The following is a 17146-nucleotide window of genomic DNA, read 5'->3' on the forward strand; positions in this document are numbered from 1 at the left end:
TTCTTTCTTTAGTAAATTATTCGCAGAGAATCCATAGACTGGAATACTTATATTATCCATCCAAGCGAGTATAGCTAATACTCCCACTACCATCATGAACAAAGAGTGAAGTTATACTTTCCCATCGTTACGAATGGAGAAATCAGTTAGAATATTGATTTAAATTGCCGCCAGATTGTATGGATATAGCTAGCTTTCTAATTGTTTTCCTATTTAAAGCGTGGTGAGAAAGAAGGTTGTTTTTGACCAGAATACGCGGCGAAAAATAGAAATAAAAATCACATAACTGTTTGTATATAATGAAATTAATTGATTTTTTCTCTGGCGAACAAGGGGGTTGTATTTAAGATGTAAAAAAACCCCACTAGCGAATACTTGTGGGGCTATGACAACCACCAATAGGTAAACAGGCAGGAGATCACTTTTCCGTGGAATTTGCCTTATTCATCTTTTGAACGATAAGGCGCTCAATTTCGTCAATCAAGCTCTGATTAATACGGTTGAATTCAATCTTCACTTTTCGGCCATTAGCACTGCGGCTTATGCGAGCATACTTATCTTTATTTTCGTAGGTGACTAAGTCAACCGTTTTCCACCCTTTTGCCGGAGTGGCAGCGGTCAGTAATTCTAATGCTGCAATCAGGTCTTCCAGAATAATGCGTTGCTTCTCTGGGATATCATCTATCACTATATTATCGGTATCCTTATCAATTTCAGCGCAGAGAATATCGAGCTCAATTTTGTTCTTCTCAGCTTCTTTCTGGATTTTAGCCAGACGTGAGTAGAATGTATTTGGGATCCCTTCGCAGTCAGGGAAAATCATAATCAAGCGCTCATCAATCTGCGCTGCCTGAACACGCTTACGGATTGATTCGGCACTCACACCTACGTGTTGAGCCAACTCATCGTTAGTCGTGTAGCCTTTAGAAGCCATTATCTCCAGATATTGCTTACCAACTTCACGGTAAGAGAATTTACGGGAGCTTTGTGCTGCGTTGATAATAGCGTTAACGTCTTCGGTAGTCAGATCATCAGGCAGTACCCATAACGGTAGGTCAGCTTTCACTTTGATACAACAGTAGCGGCGACGGCTACCCTCTATGAGGTAATATTTGTTATCACGTTTAACAGCAACGCCTTCAGTATCAACACCACGTTCCTGAATCTGCCTCAAGATATCGCGCATTGAATTTTCATCTAGCGCATCCTGGTTACGTGGATTAAGTTCGTGGACAACGGTCTGGACGGCAACTTTGTCAGCGCTGATAATGACGTGCTCAGCCTCAACTTTGCGCCCACTCTGCAGCGTGAATTCGCGCTTGAACTTAGCTCCACTCTTAAGCGGAGGTAATCCGCTCCTCTGCTCGAAGCTGGTTCTTTTCTGTCCACCCAAATACATATCTTTGCTACTACCACGTTCTACGTTTGTCATTGTTATTACTCACCTTTCGCAGAGAACCTTTTGATTTCATTTATAAATTGCTGATATACCGAAGTTATAGACATCTCAGCTGTATCAAACTGTTTAGGTGGACACAGTTCTTCGGATTTTTTAATGTCCAGCACTGTGCGTCCCTTTTCCGCCGCAGCAACAAAGGCTTCGGAGTGTTTGATATTTGTGGTCATGAACTTGTCTTGCACAGTACGAACCAACTTATTTAACGTTCTGATTTCATGCTGGCTCTTATCATCCACATTAACAGCCAGCACTTTCATCCACTTGATGTTCTCTCCCTGGGACGGAAGTTGCTTCAGGCGGGTTGCAATCGTCAGCATATAGTTTGTGGTTGAAGCAAAGTCATATTCGCGTGGTGTTATTGGCACCAGCAGACCGTCAGCTGCTTCGTTCGTTGACCAGATGATTGGTGAGTCTTGTGGAGGTGTATCGATAAATATTAAATCGTATTTGCTTTTCAGCACTGGCATAACGACATCACGGAAACGCGTTAGTAAACGGTTACGGGCTTCTTTATCCAGACGCCAATATGTGTCGGTAAAACGGTCATCTGTGGGGAATGCTGTGATCACATCCAGGTTAGGCAAATGCGTAGAGAATGGGATGTTAGCGATGATATCTTCTTCAGAATAACCAGCAGTAATGTATTGTGCGTAATCCCCCTCCTCTTCGTACTCAGCAAGAAGGATATCGGTTATGGTCAGGTATATATTATCTTCACTAGTGGAACGGATCAGGTTGCTACCGATTGAGCCTTGTGGATCCATATCTACAATACAAACCCGCGCATTCAGATTCAGGTCTAGCGCTGCTGCGGTTGCCAACGTAACTGTAGTTGTACTCTTCCCTGTTCCACCCTTATGGTTTTCAGTCACGATAACGCGCGGCACGTACATTTCGTTGTAGCGCGGTATTTTCAGTTCAGCCATGATAGTCTGAACATCAAAGCGAGTATAAAGATGGTTTTTGTTCTGAAAGATAGGTTCACTAATCAGTTTTCTCTTTTCCATCTCTGACAGGATCTTACTAAAGGTGTTTCTGGACTTACCGAAAAAATCAGCCAGCGCGCTTTTATTCATGCAGTGGTTGTAGATGAGACGATCCAAACCTTCTACTTGTTCATCAGATACATTCACACGGCTGGATTCACTGATTGAATCCTTGAGCGAAAGTTGTTCGCTCTTCATACGCTGTCCGATCATTAAAATATCGTCTAATATGCTCATAAGTATCTCCTTACCATTTTAGTGCATTATTAACGACTATTGAGCATTAAACAAATAATAATTGCATTATAATGCACACTCAACTAATTCAGTAAACTTTATTCTTCAATATGAAAGGTTAAAACCACCAACTAAAGTCGGTGGTTGTTCAATTTTTTCCATCCCATTGAATTAAATTAATGTTATATTGTGTTGTATGATACTAATTAGATTTAATTATTAATATCTGGATGTGAGGATTATATTAATGCTAGTAAATAAATATATTTATTCGAGTTAGAAACAATCACTAATCATTCTTATAATCGTGGTAATAGTAATCAATATATTTATTCTTTAGATAAATTTTTATTAAAGAATGTTTCTGAAATTCTAGATAAGTTGGATAAAATCAATTGGAAAATAATTATTCCTCATGATAAAAAATGATATTCACTATTCAATTAAAGGAGAACTCTCAGAAAATAGTGATAATTTTATATTTATAAACTCAGATAAAGAACTGATAAAATTTATCGAAGAAAAAAGTAAATAACGTCACTATATTCACTCTTAATTACATTTATATTATTAGTTAAATTAGGTTGTAAAGTAATTCTTGTTGATAGGCATGATGATTTATCATCTTCTAATGACTGTTTATATGTAAATGATTATTCAAATATAAAAGTATAATAATGAGTCAGCTTGTTAATAACTCTAATTTTACTTAAACCGTCACTAATATATTCTCTCTCACCAGTAATCTTTAGCGACGGTTTTTTAGTTTAACTAATTGAAGTGGTGAGGTTAAATTACAGAACTTTATACCCGAACAACCAGGCTCTAATCAAGTTAGAGTCCGCATTTTACGTTCCAGTATTTGTCAAACAGACTGGCGAATGTTACTTGGATTAAAAAGCAATAGACTTCGTGATGGACTTATTTTGGGGCATGAAGGTGTTGGAATAGTATTGTCCGCAGGCCAAGATGTTAGTAAACAATTAATTGGAAGTATATGTTCTATCCTGCCGCATTATTTCGCAGGAGAAGATCCACAGGTGAATATGGGAATGGGCTATTTATCAGCTTCCACGCAACATCTAGGCATTTATGTCGATGGATGTTTCACGACATCAGCAATATTTCCAGTCAGTTGTATACGACAACATACAGGTTCTGTGTCAGGAATGGAAATGATTGGATTAGATAATGAAAAATCGTTCATCACATCGGAACTGGTGACCTTATAAGGCGAAGCTAATTTTTTATGAGATGAGTTAGGGGCTGTTGACGTTTTGAATTCATCATTTACTCAACCCACATCGGTAACCATAATGACAAACGCCAGTGCCAACATACTGGCGTAATTTCGCGCCAATTTATCGTATCTTGTTGCAATAGCTCGAAAATATTTTATTCTGGCAAACGCATTTTCGACCAAATCCCGATAACAGTATAAAACTTCATCAATACTTTTATCGGGTTTTCGGCTATTTTTTCGATAGGGAATGACCGTTTTTGAACCTTGTTTTTCAACAAAATCTCTGAAAGTACCGCTATCGTAACCTTTATCCGCGATCACAAAATCGGATGCGGGTGAATGGGTGACCAAACTTTCTGCATGTACAATGTCGTGCGTTTGACCCCCTGACAACTCAGCTCAAAATGGACAGGCAAACCATAACTGTCTGCTGCCAAATGAATTTTAGTCGAACGTCCACTCCGACTTTTACCGATGGCTTCATCTTCTGTTGAAGCTGCCCCTGAGCTATGTTGATGAACGCGGACAATACTCCCATCAATGAATAACCATTCAGTATCTGTATTTTCAGATAACAATTTGAATAATAATTCAAAAACACCTTTCTTTGACCAGGTGTTAAAGTGCTTAAAAAGCGTATTCTATTTGCCAAATTCATCGGGTAAATCCCGCCACGGACATCCCGTTCTCATTCGATAAAGGATCCCTTCGAAAGTCAGGTAATGCGCGTCTTTGTGGTAAATACATCCATGTTGTTGCATTAATACAGCTAGCGTATTCCATAAAGATTTTGATAATATTGTTCTTGGCATGATGAGCTGGGGTAATGGTTTTTTTGCGAAGACAATGATACCAGATCATCATGCTGTTCAAACTTACCTCCACGAAACGTTAATACGCCCTAGTATATTTAAAAAAGTGGTGAATACTTCTAGTGATAGTGAGATGGCTATTGAGGTTGATGCAATATTATTCGACATGGATAGTACTGTAATAGATTCCAGCGGCGCATGTGCACGAATTTGGACTCGTTGGGCAAGCATTATAGTCTTGATCCTCAAACAGTCATAGACCAATCACATGGACGCCGACCAGAAGATACCGCGCGCAGTATCTTAGGTGATAATGCTGATATCAAGGCCGCAGTAGACTTTTCACCGTTGAAGAACTTAAAGAAAGCCATGTCACTACGATTACTGGAACAAAAGAGCTGATTACCACAATTCCTGAAGGTAAGTGGGCAATAGTCACATCCTCAACAGAGAATATAGCAACAACAAGACTAGCTTACTGTGGAATCACTGAATCTCATGCATTAGTAACCACTGAAAAGGTTCAAGCAGGCAAACTAGATCCTGAAGGGTATCTGCAAGCCGCTAAAAAACTCGGTGTTGATATTCGCTGTTGTCTAGTAGTCGAGGATTTTCATCAAAATATAATCCATGTAATTATATCCTGTGCTATTTTAGTTACGCATTCAATTCATTGATTCAATGAATAATAGATCTGTTTATACGCAATTAACGTGAAGATGTAAGTTTTAAAGTTTGGAAATTATCCGTTAACCGGGTAGCTAGCTCTTTTACTTTTTTGGCAGAGTGACATGAAAAAAATGACGCAACGTTTCACGGAATGTCATTGTATCCGGAAAATAGACATTGTTACGTACTTACTCACTCATGTATTTCCATAATCGTTCTATCGGATTGAGATTCGAGTTAAAAATAAGCAGAGCATCCGGGATACCGTTAGATTGTGCGGTGTCTCAGAACGAACGGTGATACGCATAGTTAAACTATAAATTTTGAACTCCATGGCGATGACCGGTGATTTGCCTGATGTTGATATTTCCGATAAAGGAGTGAAAGTAACGCCGCTGGGTTGGGAGTATATCAATCTGAGTGGAGATGACATCTGGCGTAATAATTTTAAATTACGCGCCGGGAAATACCGTCCGTTGCGAGTAAGGGAGCTGTCATCACTATATTGCTTTGGCGAAAAAAAAGGGTAAAAATAATATAACTATATGTATATATTAAAATTAATAGTTTTCTATCCTGGCGAACAAGGGGGTTGTTTTTTAGATCGCATTCTTCTTCATTTATTACTTGGTATTCATCTCCACAATATTTTCTTTAGTGGCCAGATGCTACGCCTGAAACCTTTTGTGATAAAAATTAGCTGATCTTTTTTCCAGTTTGCCATAACTTGACCGTCGCGGATTTCCATCCAGCGTCATTGCTATTCAGGGAAAGATTCGATGGTGACACCTGTGAAAGTGCCAAGAATTATTTTATCAGAGCGTGTTTTCCGTTGATCGGACGCATCAAAGCTCTTGAGCATTTTGATTTGGGCTTCATCGTCCTGGAGCAGCAGCAAAGGCATTGGTGCTGTCACCGTTTTTAACTCTCCTGTGGCCATGACGTTTGTTACCGGCTGGACTTTTACTTCCCTGAGCTCTCGCAATAACGGTTCCGGTGTTGTCGCTATTTTCTGGATAAGCTGCTCAAGGTGGAACTGGTAGTCAGGCCTTGAACGTTCCAGTTCCTCATGGAGCCGTTGAAGAAGCTCTGCCTTCACGGCTTTTTTCAGAGCATCCTTCCGCTGCCAGGTAAACCGGATAGAAGAGACATCACCCTGACTATAGCAGCGGATCTGCCTGTAAAGATGAAGGGTCCGCCAGGGCACTCAGCCCTGAGCGCTTCAAAACGTTCCTGTCTGGTTTGGTATGTCGAGACGACAAACTCTTCTATACCGGCTTTATCCGCATTGATATGCTTAACTAGAGCTTGGATTTCATCTGTGGCTCCGGTCCCGGAAAGAGAAAACCAAAGAACCCCTCACAGTACGCCGGGTAGATTTTTGAGAATAATTCGGGTTGATATGGAGATCTTGGTAACAAGCCGCTGCGATAGTCAGGGCTTCGCTCTCCGTTTTTTCTGTCACGATAATCTCCCTAACGGGCGCGTTTTCCATTCCTTTGAGTGTGGGAGGGATGGCCGTCACTCGTACGTTTAGAGGTGGCAGTCGTTTAATAAGAGATGTGAGTTTCTTTAGATCGCGGCACATGGCCGAGCATTGTTCTGCAATGAAGGTGTTAGCCATGTTGTTGTCTGCTTGTGAGTTTGTTCTAACCGGATATTGATTATAATATAACTAGACCATCATGCTATAGTGTTTCTTCTGAGGTCTCACCTTTTTCCGACCTGGTTTATGAGATACTTCCTCATCCAAAAATGACAGAGATACTGGAGGAAGTAGACAGCTGGACCAGTTTTACCCGTCACTTTACGCATCTCAAAAATAATAACGTCAGACCAAAAAGACAAAAAGCTATTGCTAACCACCATCCTGGCCGATGAGATCAATCTGGGGCTGACCAAAATGGCCGAGTCCTGCCCCGAGGCAACAAAATCATCATTCGAAGGTATTCAGGCATGAAACCTATTCAGCAGCACTGGCCGAACTGGTCAATATTCAGAAAATGCGACCTCTGGCCGCTTTCTGGGGCGATGGGACAACATCGTCGTCAGACAGGCAGAACTTTCGGGTAAGCAGCCATGGACGTTATGCCGGGCAGGTTAGTCTTAAATATGATCAGGAACCGGGTGTGTAAATTTATACGCATATATGAGACCGGTACAGTCCGTTCTATACCAAAGTGATCAGCCGGGTACGAGACTCAACTCACGTGCTTGATGGCCTGTTGTATCACGAAAGTGATCTGGAAATTAGGGAACATTACACCGACACGGCAGGAGTCACACTGGAATGAAGTATTGCGTCCGGCAAGTTCGATTAAACAGGGGACAGTCACAGCATCCCTGATGATGAAAAAGTTAGCCAGCTATCCGAAGCAGAACGGATTGGCCAAAGCACTGAAAGAGATTGATCGCATTGAGCGAACATTGTTTATGCTGGACTGGTTTCGTAACCCCAGTCTGCGCCGACGAGTACAGGCGGGTTTGAATAAAGGTGAAGCCCGTAACGTGTTTTCACGAGCCGTCTTTATGCACAGACTGGGTGAAATCAAGGATCGTGTGCGGAGCTGTTCCAGTGGGTTGACGTTACTGACATCAGCGATCGCGCTGTGGAACACGGTATGTATAGAAAGAGCGATTGAGTCTCTGAAGTGAAAAGGGATTTCGACTAATAAGCACCTGATATCACATATTTCTCCTCTGGGATGGGAGCGTATCAATCTGAGTGAAGATTATGTCTGGCGTAATAATTTCAAACTGGGAGCAGGAAAATACCGACCATTACGCACTGCCGATATCGGGTTGTATAAAAAATAGTCTTAGCGTGGGATGTTTTGTGCGCCGTGCAAAGGCACGGTCTTTCAGCGGGTGCGAACCCCGCCCGGCAACTTTCGTTCCAGCCGGTAGTAATCAGAGCAGTCGTGGCGGTAACAAAGCGGCTGAAGCCTCTGGTGTATAGGATCATTTTAGTGATTCAGCGAGTATGCAGGCCGTAACGTGAGTGAACGCTGAACAGGCCTCGAAAAACGCAATGTGGAGGCCGACCCACCAAATTATTGGGGAAGGTTGCCAGTTACAGGGGAAGTGAACGAAACGCGCACCCTGCAACCCCCACCGGGGTAGTGGCGACAGCATGTATACAAGAGGAAGACCGGAGCAACACGGGAAGTCCTGCGTGTGGTGAACGCTAACACCAACCGGTGACCGGTGACGGCCAGACCGGGCACGACAGGATGACGGAGAGGCTCGTAGTACCGGGGAAACCGGGTAATGCCGGTGGAGGAAAGGAGCCTTAGTTCAGAAACAACGCCGAAAGTGATGAGGAACTGGAGATTGGGCAACCTAAGAACTCCGAAATACGTTCAGGAATTGCAGACGACGTTACATGCGAAAGCGAAGGAAAGATCTGAGCTTAGATTCCACGCGTTGTACGACAAAATATACCATCGTAGTGTGCTGATTTATGCGTACCAGTGTTGCCGCCGAAATAAAGGCGCAGCGGGTACGGATGGGCAGACCTTCGACGATATTGAGTTATATGGTGTGGAACGGTGGCTCGGAGAACTGGCGCAACAACTTCGGGAAGGTACATACGTCCCGAAACCGGTCAGACGCGTCCATATACCCAAGCCAAACGGGAAAACCCGACCGCTGGGGATCGCCTGCCTGAAAGACAGAGTTTGCCAGATGGCAGCAATGTTGGTGCTCGAACCTATATTCGAAGCCGACCTGCCACCGGAGCAACATGCCTACAGGCGAAACCGGAATGCACAAAGCGCGGTGCAGGAAGTACACAGCCTGGTGACCAGCGGATACAGCGATATTGTAGATGCCGATCTGTCAGGTTACTTCGACACCATACCTCATCCCGAGCTGATGAAGTCAGTTGCGCGTCGGATCGTGGACGGAAACGTCCTGCGATTGATTAAGCAATGGCTGGCAGCACCAGTAGAGGAAAAGATGCGAGATGGTAAAGTGCTGCGAACAACCGCAAACCGGGATAATCAGTGCGGAATACCACAGGGTTCCCCGATATCCCCACTCTTGTCCAATCTGTACATGAGACGTTTCATTATGGGCAGGAAAGCGATGGGGATAGAACAGAGCCTCGGTGCACGAATTGTCAACTACGCCGACGATCTGGTGATCTGCTGCAAACGCAGAAACGCCAGTCGTGCAATGGCAGCAATGCGCGGGCTGATGGCGAAGTTGAAGCTGACGGTAAACGAAGAAAAGACGCGTCTGTGTAGGCTCCCGGAAGGGGAATTTGACTTTCTTGGCTACACATTCAAACGCTTGTATTCAGCAAGGACGAGGAAAGCTTATATAGGGACTCGCCCCTCGAAGAGGAGCATTAAACGGATGATCGAATCCGTCAGACTCCAGACCAGCAGGAACATGGAGTGGATGGATGCCGGTGAGATGGTCACGCGGTTAAACCAGAAACTGGGGGGCTGGACTAACTACTTCAGGTTAGGCCCTGTCACACAGTCGTATCGGTTCATAGATCGCTATACCACAACCCGGCTGCGCCGGTGGCTCTGCAAGAAACATAAGCAACGAAGCAAAGGGTTAAAGCGATACCCCGATGAGTACTTCTATAATCAGTTGGGACTCATCCAGTTGCCGAAGCTCCCGCAGAGGCTTCCGTGGGCGAAGGCATGATCCTGTCCGAGAGCCGGATGCGTTAGAAGCGCACGTCCGGTTCGATGAGCGGGGTGTGGAAACGGGATTTATGGTCAGGACAGTCAGGCACCGCCAATCGAAAGAGGCGGCAACAGATATGCCTGACCTGCAAAATTACCGCGCCACATCTCGACTCTACTCGATATCCAAACTGACCCCTGCAAAAGCGCGTAGGTTCACCAATCTCTTCTTAATGCGACAGATCCATCACAGGTATGTCACTTTTACTTAGATCCAGTTCAAAAAAGTTAAGTGTCGCATTTTGCAGCTTCGCTCCCACTGGGCCTTACCGTATGATTTCGTACGGTTTGCACTCAAAGTATGCCCCTGGCAGGTGAGATGGTAGGTGCATTTATGATATCATTTTCCTGTAATCAGTAAGCCCTATACCAGTATGACGTTTAAAATATTTATTTAGGTAAGACGCATCCGTGAAATTAAGTTCATCGGCAATTTGCTGCATTGATTTTTTATGCTGTAGTAGATGTTTTTTTATTTCCAATATCACTTGCCTGTCTATTAATGTCTTCGGAGTGTCGTTGAAGAATTTCCTTGTCAATTGGGATAGATAATAAGGTGTTATGTGAAGAAGGTCTGCATAGAAGGCAACTTCACGCTGTTGACTACAATGTATGAATATAAGTTCCCAGAACTTCCAGCAGAGTGTTTCCTGTCTACTATAATCATTTCTTTCCGTAATCTCCAACACCGTTGCTTTATGAGAAAGCCATAAAAAAAGATTTTGAAATTGATTGATAATAATATTTCTTTGATATTGCAGAGTCTGTTCCTGAATGCACGTTGTCATACGTTCCCACAGAGGAAGAAAATTTATCGTATTGATTTCAGAAGTAAAAAACGGATGACGACTCAAAAACAGAAACAGACTATTTGGTAAGCAATGTGCGATATCTGTGGCTATTGAACGGCTTATCAAATAGTAAGAGCACAAAAAATCCGAAGATCTGTTTCTTACAAAAACGATGGAGTCATCATAAAGAATCATAAAATCGTCTTTCTGCATCTGATAGGAGCGGAAGTTAATATTAACTTCCGCTGAGCCAGTTTGACAAATAGCCAGCACGACATAGCTTAGGGATAAGAGCTGATTGTCTGTCTCTTCAAGCCGACTTTTCCCCATCCTGAATTCATCGCCCTCGGCCAAGCTTAGGGGACGAGCTGTTTCTATTGTATCCATCTGCATAGGAAAATTATATGAAAGTTGAGCAATTAGTTTTCATATTTACCTAATGCACTAAAATTTAGCCATTGTCAAACTTTGGGTGTCATTTAAAAATGGAACATGTCCACGTTAAGAAGGGAAAAAACAATGTTCAAAACAAAACGTCTCATTATGCGTCCGTGGCGGGAAAGTGATGCGGCCAGCCTCTATAAATATGCCAGTGATGAACGTGTCGGCCCGATCGCGGGATGGCCGATACATCAGAGTGAAGAAGAAAGTTTGGAGATTATCCGCACAGTGTTCTCACATCCGGAAGTTTACGCAGTTGCGTTGCAGAAAGATAACGTTGCCATCGGGATGGTTGGTTTATTGATCGGTAAAGAGAGTAATTTTGACATTGCCGATAATGAAGCTGAAGTGGCTTATTGGATTGGCGTGCCATTCTGGGGGCAGGGGTTCATTCCGGAAGCGGTGAAGGCATTGATGTGTCATGCATTTGAAAATATGAAGCTGGATGCGTTGTGGTGCGGTTATTATGCCGATAACGAGCAGTCTTTTAAGGCGCAAGCAAAATGCGGTTTTCAACACCACCACACAGAAGAAAAGCAGTTTAACCAGTTCATGAACGACTATCGTATTGAACATATCAGCCGTATAGGTAAAGATGAGTGGCTGGACTTACAAAAGAAGGTTGAGTAAGACAACAGCAGCATCAGCGTTGTCGAGCCTGGCACTGGAACACAATGAATTTTTACGGATAGATTTTCCGCTGCTGGTAATAATCAGGGCCGTTGTACCGTCAGGATACACAACCTCGTCACCTTCCAGCGCCACATTGACTTTGCACTTGTCACTGAGTTCGATCTCTGAGCCATTATATGAAGGGGCGAACCACTCCGCCGTGCTCAGTCAAGCTGCCGTCCACGGCCACACGGTAAATTGCTGTCACCGGATGCTCGCGGAGGAAAGCCTCCTGAGCCTCCACATGCTTCCTTCCATCCCCCGGCATTGCTGACTTCTGCTCTGCCGAAAAGTATGGCTGCTCTAGCGAGGCTTTCAGCTCTGGAGTGAGTGTGTTGTCATACTGTTGTTCCATATCAAATCTTTTTTTCTGTGGTTTAAGTATCTATAGTAACCAGACGGAATCACTTAACCAAAATTTAATACCGATATCGGATGAACTAAGCTGTCTTCTCGTCCTCAAGCAAGGTTACTACAGGAGCTGACTGGCAGGAAGTCTATCGTTCCGACAAACCCGCTGGAAGCGATTAAATCGCTGGGTCATCAACTGGATACCAATTACAGACAGTTGTGCACGGCTCGTCGAAAATAAGTCGGTTCAGCTTGATGTTTCCGATCCGAATCCAAAACTGATAATTTCTCCTCTCGCCAGTCTTGATGAGCCAGATAGTCTGAAACGACTGAGGTAAGATGGTCAGCGATCTGCTCCCTCCTGTGGATTTGACGGAATTATTGTTCGAAATTAACGTTCATACCGGATCCGCTGATGAGTTTTTCCATGCCTGTGAAGCCAGCGCCGTGCTGGTGTCAGAAGCCTGCAATATTGGTCTGGAATAGCTAATCAGATCAAATGTTTCTGGGTTCTGTCGCATTAACGTAACTTCAGGTAAACTTCTGGGTTTTTGCGCGAGTCCCAAACGATGTCCCTGCTCCGGAACGCCTTCAAACGTCTCCACTATCCTACCGATATTATCGCCCAGTGTGTCCGCTGGTATCTCGCTTATGCCCTGAGTTTACGAAATCTGGAAGAGATGATGGCTGAGCGGGGTGTCAGAGTTGATCATTCCACGCTCTCGCGCTGGGTTCATCGTCTGGTGCCTTTAATTGTCAAACGTTATCGGCGCTACAAACCGGATGTCGGGCGTCGCTGGCGAATGGATGAAACCTATATCAAAATCAAAGGGCAATGGTGGTATCTCTACCGGGCGGTGGATTCGCACGGAAATACCGTGGATTTTTTGTTGACGGCCTGTCGGGATAAGGCTGCTGCCTTGCGTTTTTTCAAAAAGGCGATGCGTCAGCAGGGCCAACCTGAGGTCGTCACAATGGATAAAAGCAGCGCCAATAAAGCGGCGGTAGACGAGTTAAATCAGGGGAAATCCAAAGAGGAAGCCATCGTTATCCGGCAAAACAAATACCTCAATAACCTCATTGAGCAAGATCACCGCAACATCAAACGGCGAACCTCTCCCCTGCTGGTGCTGGGCTTCAAAAATTTCAGGCGGGCTCAGACCCTGCTAGCGGGCATTGAGTTAGTCAGCATGTTGCGTAAAGGACAATATGTTCAAGAGCCGGAATGCCCGATGTCACCCGCGGCCTTTTTCTATCAACTGACCGCATAAAAAACAACCAATATTCTTTCACTCGGACATTTCTTGTTAATGCGACAGAGCCCTGTCGGGAGCCGGATGCGGTAGTTCCGCACGTCCGGTTCTGAGGAGGGGGCTGTCTGGGTGACCGAACAGCTCTACTCACCCAATACCCCATAAGGTCTGCAATAGCTAGATTAGTAGAAATGAACAACCCCGCCGCAAGCAACGGGGTATCAAAACCAATAGTCAACTACAGGGTAGTTCGCCCCAAGGGGCGGGGAATATAACCCTCAGAGATTTAATATTCTTGTTTTTAATAGTCATAAAATTCTCTTTTTAAGTGACATAATTTTTGGTGAAATTATTGTTTAGGATGCCAAACACCATTAATAAGTTCCATTTCTCTACCATCGTGAAAATATCTATTTGCTGCAACAATTATATCTTGTTTTTGGTTAGTAGTATATACGGCTCCAGAGTCTTTCGTTAATTGCACAGTAACATCCGTTAATTGTTCCCTTGAAGTTGATAAATCCCTTATATTCACGCCGGCACCTTTTTCGTTACTAAGAAGTATTATGCTTTTATTAGCATACATTCCCCCGAGGCTACCAGTATCTATAGAAAACCCAGATTGAGGAGTTTCATTTTCAAATCTGGTAGGTAATCCTGGAATTTTCATACCGAAAGAGTTTGGACCTACCATTGCTGTAATAGTGTCAGCATTAATTTTTCCATTTACTTGAAGAGATCTACTGAAAACAACAAGGTTATCAGAATTTAAGCCTTTTTCTCCAATAGTAACTTTACCTTTAGTTACTTCTAAACTAAGTAAATCTTTTTTATTGAAAACAGGTTTACCAGTACTAATAAAAGACTCTCTTATATTTATGAATTTAGCTCCATCAATAAAGACACCGTTTGGATTAGTTATTACTAATTTAGCATCTTCCCCAACTATTTCTATAGCTCCTTTAAGTTGAGATTGATTACCGCCAACTACTTCATTAATGATTAATCTAGCAGTCCTATCCTTAAGATTATGATTTTTCTCTAATTGACCTGCTAATTGAGAATTAACAGAATCTATAGAATTATTGAAAATCACGCCCTTTTCACTAACATTGAACTCTTTATAGGTATTTCTGGACATACCGTTAAGAGTTGGAGTAGCTATGTTGATAACTGGTATATTATTAACTTGGTTAACTTGAGTGTTAAAATCATTAGGAATGATATCATTAGCAAAAGCTAGGTTAGTAGAAACTAACAAAGTTAATGTAGAAATCTTTGTAAAAGTTTTAAAGTTTTTCATAAAATCCTCTTTTAGGTGCATCTGTTTTGGATAAATCAAAAAATTGTAGGGTAAATAACCAAATAACCAAATGAAAATAGTTTCTACATTCCAAGCAAAGTTCCTTTTAGATCAAAAGGAGCTTTATATTGGTAGGCTCTATAAGAATCCACAGTACTTCTTAAATACTCATTGAAGGTTAATCCAGTAAGTACTACTTCATTATAGTTATTATCTACATAATAAACTAAATTAGGAGTATCTGACTCAGTTAATAAGAAATAGTCGTAAATTCTCTCGTTTTCAAATGAAATGATGAAAGGTTTTTGTTTTATCAGATCAAGCCGTTGAATATCTCTAAAAGTGTATTCAAGACTCTCTTGAATTGACATTTTATATTCAAGTTCTGAAAATTTTATTTTATTTTCGCTATTCCTTATCCAATAAAACAATAAAGGTTGACTTTCAAATAACCCTCCACTACAACGACCCATATGAATTAAAAACTCAAGTAACTGACCTTGAATTTTGATATCATATAAATATTCTAATTTTGATATATCTTCTTCGGAATAACCTTTAATATATGTAGTATCTATAGTTAATTCTGGGTAAGCAGAATGTAGATATTCTATTAATTCAGTTTTGGTCATTTTATAATTTTGATTAGTTTCTTTTACTCCAAAATACTGTAGTTTTTCAAAATAGTTAGTTAATTCTTCCACATCATTGCACAGAGGTTTTAATTTACTGGATGAGGGTGTTTTATAGATAGTATATTTTAATTCTTTGATATATTGTACTAGTAAATCATGTTCTCCAGATGTTAGTTTGAGAGTACAAAATACTTCTCTATCTATATATTCTTTTGCGATCCTAGTTGTTTTTAACTGTTCAATATTAGACTCTAAACAATTTGATATTTCTGAAAAAATAGCTTTTAACCAGGCTAATTTATCATAATTATTTTCTTCAATTTTATTAAATTTAAGTAAAATATCGTGTAAACAGTTTTTAAGAAAAATTAATTCAGGTTGTGACATTCCAACGTAATAAGTAATTACACCTTTATACATTTTTCTATTTAAAAGTTTCATAAACTATCTCTTTAAAGTTTTCTGACAGTTGTGCTGATTGTCCCTTCAACCACATTAGTTATTTATGCTTGGTTCTGATTTAAGTTAATTAAATCAGAACCTATACATTTCATCCACAGTCTTATACTAGTGAATGTTATTTTTAACTAAAGTAAACTCCCCTCTTGATCAAAAGGAGGCTTAATTGCATAATTTCTAACGGTAGTATCAACAAGTTTTCTTAAATACTCATTAAGTGATAATCCGGTATTTACTATCGCATTATAATTAGTATCAAGATAATAAACTAAATCGGGGACATATGACTCAGTTACTAAAAAATATTTGTAAATTCCTTCATTTTCCATTGAAATAAAGAAAGGTTTTTGTTTTACCATCCTTTCACCTTGGATTTCAACCAAATATTTTAGATTTTTTCGACATTCACTTTGAAATATAAGTCTGTCTTTAGAGCTATCAATTTTTGAATAAAATTCTAAAGGATAGTCTCCAAATAATCCCCCACTGCAACGTCCCATGTGAGTTAAAAAATCATATAGTTGCCTTTGAATTTTAATATTATATAATCGCTCTAATTTTAATATATCTTCTTCTGAATATCCTCGTATATAAGTAGTATTGATTGTTAATTCTGGATAAGCAGAATGTAGATATTCTATTAATTCTGTTTTGGTCATTTGAGGTTTACAACTAGAGGGTTCTACCCCAAAATAAAATAATTTTTGAAAATAATCACTTAAGTTTTCAACATCATTACACAGTGATTTTTTATAAAATAACAATTTACTGTAAAGAGGTCTATTACGAACTTCGCTTTTTAACTCACTGATACAATGCACTAATAAATCATGTTCTCCAGATGTTAGTTTAATAACAAAGACTATTTCATTATCCAAGTACTCTTTTGCGATTTTAGTTGTTGTTAACCTCTCGATATTTAAATCCTTAGACTCCAGACAATTCGATATTTCTGAAAAAATAGCTTTGTACCAAATTAACTTATTGGGATTGTCTTCTTTGATTTGTTTAGATTTAAGTAAAATATCATGTAAACAGTTTTTAAGAAAAGTTAATTCTTCATGTGTCATTCTGATATAGAAAAATGCAACTCCCGATATAGTCTCTCTATTTAAAAGTTTCATATGGA

At 41.1% G+C, this 17146-nt stretch carries 19 protein-coding genes and 4 pseudogenes; 12 read left to right on the plus strand and 11 right to left on the minus strand.

Going from position 1 to position 17146, the window contains the following annotated elements; all coding sequences use genetic code 11:
• Window positions 1–418: 418 nt before the first annotated feature.
• The gene (locus tag WDV74_RS17630; RefSeq protein WP_338885690.1) at window positions 419–1432 is read right to left on the minus strand and encodes a ParB family protein; all 1014 of its coding nucleotides are present in this window, start codon (window positions 1430–1432) and stop codon (window positions 419–421) included.
• 5 nt (window positions 1433–1437) lie between these two features.
• Window positions 1438–2682 (minus strand): AAA family ATPase, encoded by a 1245-nt coding sequence (locus WDV74_RS17635; protein ID WP_338885691.1) that lies wholly within the window; start codon window positions 2680–2682, stop codon window positions 1438–1440.
• 806 nt (window positions 2683–3488) lie between these two features.
• Here WDV74_RS17635 and WDV74_RS17640 point away from each other — a divergent pair.
• Window positions 3489–3914 (plus strand): alcohol dehydrogenase catalytic domain-containing protein, encoded by a 426-nt coding sequence (locus tag WDV74_RS17640; protein WP_338885844.1) that lies wholly within the window; start codon window positions 3489–3491, stop codon window positions 3912–3914.
• Window positions 3915–3972: 58 nt separating this feature from the next.
• On the opposite strand, the pseudogene WDV74_RS17645 reads toward WDV74_RS17640, so the two are convergent.
• A pseudogene (locus tag WDV74_RS17645) lies at window positions 3973–4668 on the minus strand (IS5 family transposase).
• Entirely contained in the window at window positions 4580–4789 is a 210-nt protein-coding gene (locus tag WDV74_RS17650) for a hypothetical protein (RefSeq protein ID WP_338885848.1), read from the minus strand. The pseudogene WDV74_RS17645 and the gene WDV74_RS17650 overlap by 89 nt, the downstream one beginning before the upstream one ends.
• Before the next feature lie 146 nt (window positions 4790–4935).
• Between WDV74_RS17650 and WDV74_RS17655 the strand changes: the two genes are divergently transcribed.
• From WDV74_RS17655 to WDV74_RS17665, 3 genes and pseudogenes are all read left to right on the plus strand, one after another.
• On the plus strand, window positions 4936–5139 hold the full coding sequence (locus tag WDV74_RS17655; protein WP_338885692.1) for a hypothetical protein: 204 nt from the start codon (window positions 4936–4938) through the stop codon (window positions 5137–5139).
• 491 nt (window positions 5140–5630) lie between these two features.
• Window positions 5631–5726: pseudogene (locus WDV74_RS17660) on the plus strand (serine recombinase); the annotation flags it as partial.
• 12 nt (window positions 5727–5738) lie between these two features.
• Window positions 5739–5936 carry a hypothetical protein gene (locus WDV74_RS17665; protein WP_338885849.1) on the plus strand — a complete coding sequence of 66 codons (198 nt, stop codon included), beginning with the start codon at window positions 5739–5741 and terminating at the stop codon, window positions 5934–5936.
• Between the two features lie 230 nt (window positions 5937–6166).
• Here WDV74_RS17665 and WDV74_RS17670 read toward each other — a convergent pair whose 3' ends face one another.
• Together WDV74_RS17670 and WDV74_RS17675 are read right to left on the minus strand one after the other, a co-directional pair.
• Window positions 6167–6613 carry a DNA replication terminus site-binding protein gene (locus WDV74_RS17670; protein ID WP_338885693.1) on the minus strand — a complete coding sequence of 149 codons (447 nt, stop codon included), beginning with the start codon at window positions 6611–6613 and terminating at the stop codon, window positions 6167–6169.
• Entirely contained in the window at window positions 6514–6720 is a 207-nt protein-coding gene (locus tag WDV74_RS17675; RefSeq protein WP_338885845.1) for a DNA replication terminus site-binding protein, read from the minus strand. The genes WDV74_RS17670 and WDV74_RS17675 overlap by 100 nt, the downstream gene beginning before the upstream one ends.
• Window positions 6721–7400: 680 nt before the next feature.
• Here WDV74_RS17675 and WDV74_RS17680 point away from each other — a divergent pair.
• The 5 genes and pseudogenes from WDV74_RS17680 to WDV74_RS17700 all read left to right on the plus strand — a co-directional run bounded on the left by WDV74_RS17680 (window position 7401) and on the right by WDV74_RS17700 (window position 10324).
• A pseudogene (locus WDV74_RS17680) lies at window positions 7401–7700 on the plus strand (Tn3 family transposase).
• The gene (locus WDV74_RS17685; protein ID WP_338885694.1) at window positions 7645–8061 is read left to right on the plus strand and encodes a Tn3 family transposase; all 417 of its coding nucleotides are present in this window, start codon (window positions 7645–7647) and stop codon (window positions 8059–8061) included. Before WDV74_RS17680 ends, WDV74_RS17685 begins: the two are co-directional and overlap by 56 nt.
• Window positions 8062–8140: 79 nt before the next feature.
• Window positions 8141–8365: a hypothetical protein gene (locus tag WDV74_RS17690; RefSeq protein WP_338885695.1), complete on the plus strand. Its 225-nt coding sequence runs from the start codon at window positions 8141–8143 to the stop codon at window positions 8363–8365.
• A 311-nt stretch (window positions 8366–8676) separates the two neighbouring features.
• Window positions 8677–10071 (plus strand): group II intron reverse transcriptase/maturase, encoded by a 1395-nt coding sequence (ltrA, locus tag WDV74_RS17695; RefSeq protein ID WP_338885696.1) that lies wholly within the window; start codon window positions 8677–8679, stop codon window positions 10069–10071.
• The gene (locus tag WDV74_RS17700; RefSeq protein WP_338885697.1) at window positions 9995–10324 is read left to right on the plus strand and encodes a hypothetical protein; all 330 of its coding nucleotides are present in this window, start codon (window positions 9995–9997) and stop codon (window positions 10322–10324) included. Before ltrA ends, WDV74_RS17700 begins: the two co-directional genes overlap by 77 nt.
• A 120-nt stretch (window positions 10325–10444) precedes the next feature.
• Here the strand turns inward: WDV74_RS17700 and WDV74_RS17705 are convergent, their stop codons facing one another.
• Window positions 10445–11290: a helix-turn-helix domain-containing protein gene (locus WDV74_RS17705; protein WP_338885698.1), complete on the minus strand. Its 846-nt coding sequence runs from the start codon at window positions 11288–11290 to the stop codon at window positions 10445–10447.
• Window positions 11291–11422: 132 nt separating this feature from the next.
• Here WDV74_RS17705 and WDV74_RS17710 point away from each other — a divergent pair, with 132 nt between their 5' ends.
• Window positions 11423–11974 carry a GNAT family N-acetyltransferase gene (locus WDV74_RS17710; protein WP_338885699.1) on the plus strand — a complete coding sequence of 184 codons (552 nt, stop codon included), beginning with the start codon at window positions 11423–11425 and terminating at the stop codon, window positions 11972–11974.
• 175 nt (window positions 11975–12149) lie between these two features.
• Here WDV74_RS17710 and WDV74_RS17715 read toward each other — a convergent pair whose 3' ends face one another.
• Entirely contained in the window at window positions 12150–12371 is a 222-nt protein-coding gene (locus WDV74_RS17715; RefSeq protein ID WP_338885700.1) for a hypothetical protein, read from the minus strand.
• Between the two features lie 107 nt (window positions 12372–12478).
• On the opposite strand from WDV74_RS17715, the pseudogene WDV74_RS17720 reads away from it, so the two are divergent.
• Window positions 12479–12850: pseudogene (locus WDV74_RS17720) on the plus strand (Tn3 family transposase); the annotation flags it as partial.
• An 86-nt stretch (window positions 12851–12936) separates the two neighbouring features.
• Entirely contained in the window at window positions 12937–13638 is a 702-nt protein-coding gene (locus WDV74_RS17725) for an IS6 family transposase (protein ID WP_338885701.1), read from the plus strand.
• A gap of 331 nt (window positions 13639–13969) precedes the next feature.
• On the opposite strand, the gene WDV74_RS17730 is transcribed toward WDV74_RS17725, so the two are convergent.
• From WDV74_RS17730 to WDV74_RS17740, 3 genes are all read right to left on the minus strand, one after another.
• On the minus strand, window positions 13970–14923 hold the full coding sequence (locus tag WDV74_RS17730) for a filamentous hemagglutinin N-terminal domain-containing protein (protein ID WP_338885702.1): 954 nt from the start codon (window positions 14921–14923) through the stop codon (window positions 13970–13972).
• An 83-nt stretch (window positions 14924–15006) separates the two neighbouring features.
• The gene (locus WDV74_RS17735) at window positions 15007–15999 is read right to left on the minus strand and encodes a hypothetical protein (RefSeq protein ID WP_338885703.1); all 993 of its coding nucleotides are present in this window, start codon (window positions 15997–15999) and stop codon (window positions 15007–15009) included.
• A gap of 146 nt (window positions 16000–16145) precedes the next feature.
• Window positions 16146–17141, minus strand: coding sequence for a hypothetical protein (locus WDV74_RS17740; protein WP_338885704.1), 996 nt, complete (start codon window positions 17139–17141; stop codon window positions 16146–16148).
• Window positions 17142–17146 lie beyond the last annotated feature (5 nt).

Origin of the sequence: Xenorhabdus sp. TH1, from assembly GCF_037260955.1 — a bacterium.
Classification (GTDB): Bacteria; Pseudomonadota; Gammaproteobacteria; order Enterobacterales; family Enterobacteriaceae; genus Xenorhabdus; species Xenorhabdus griffiniae.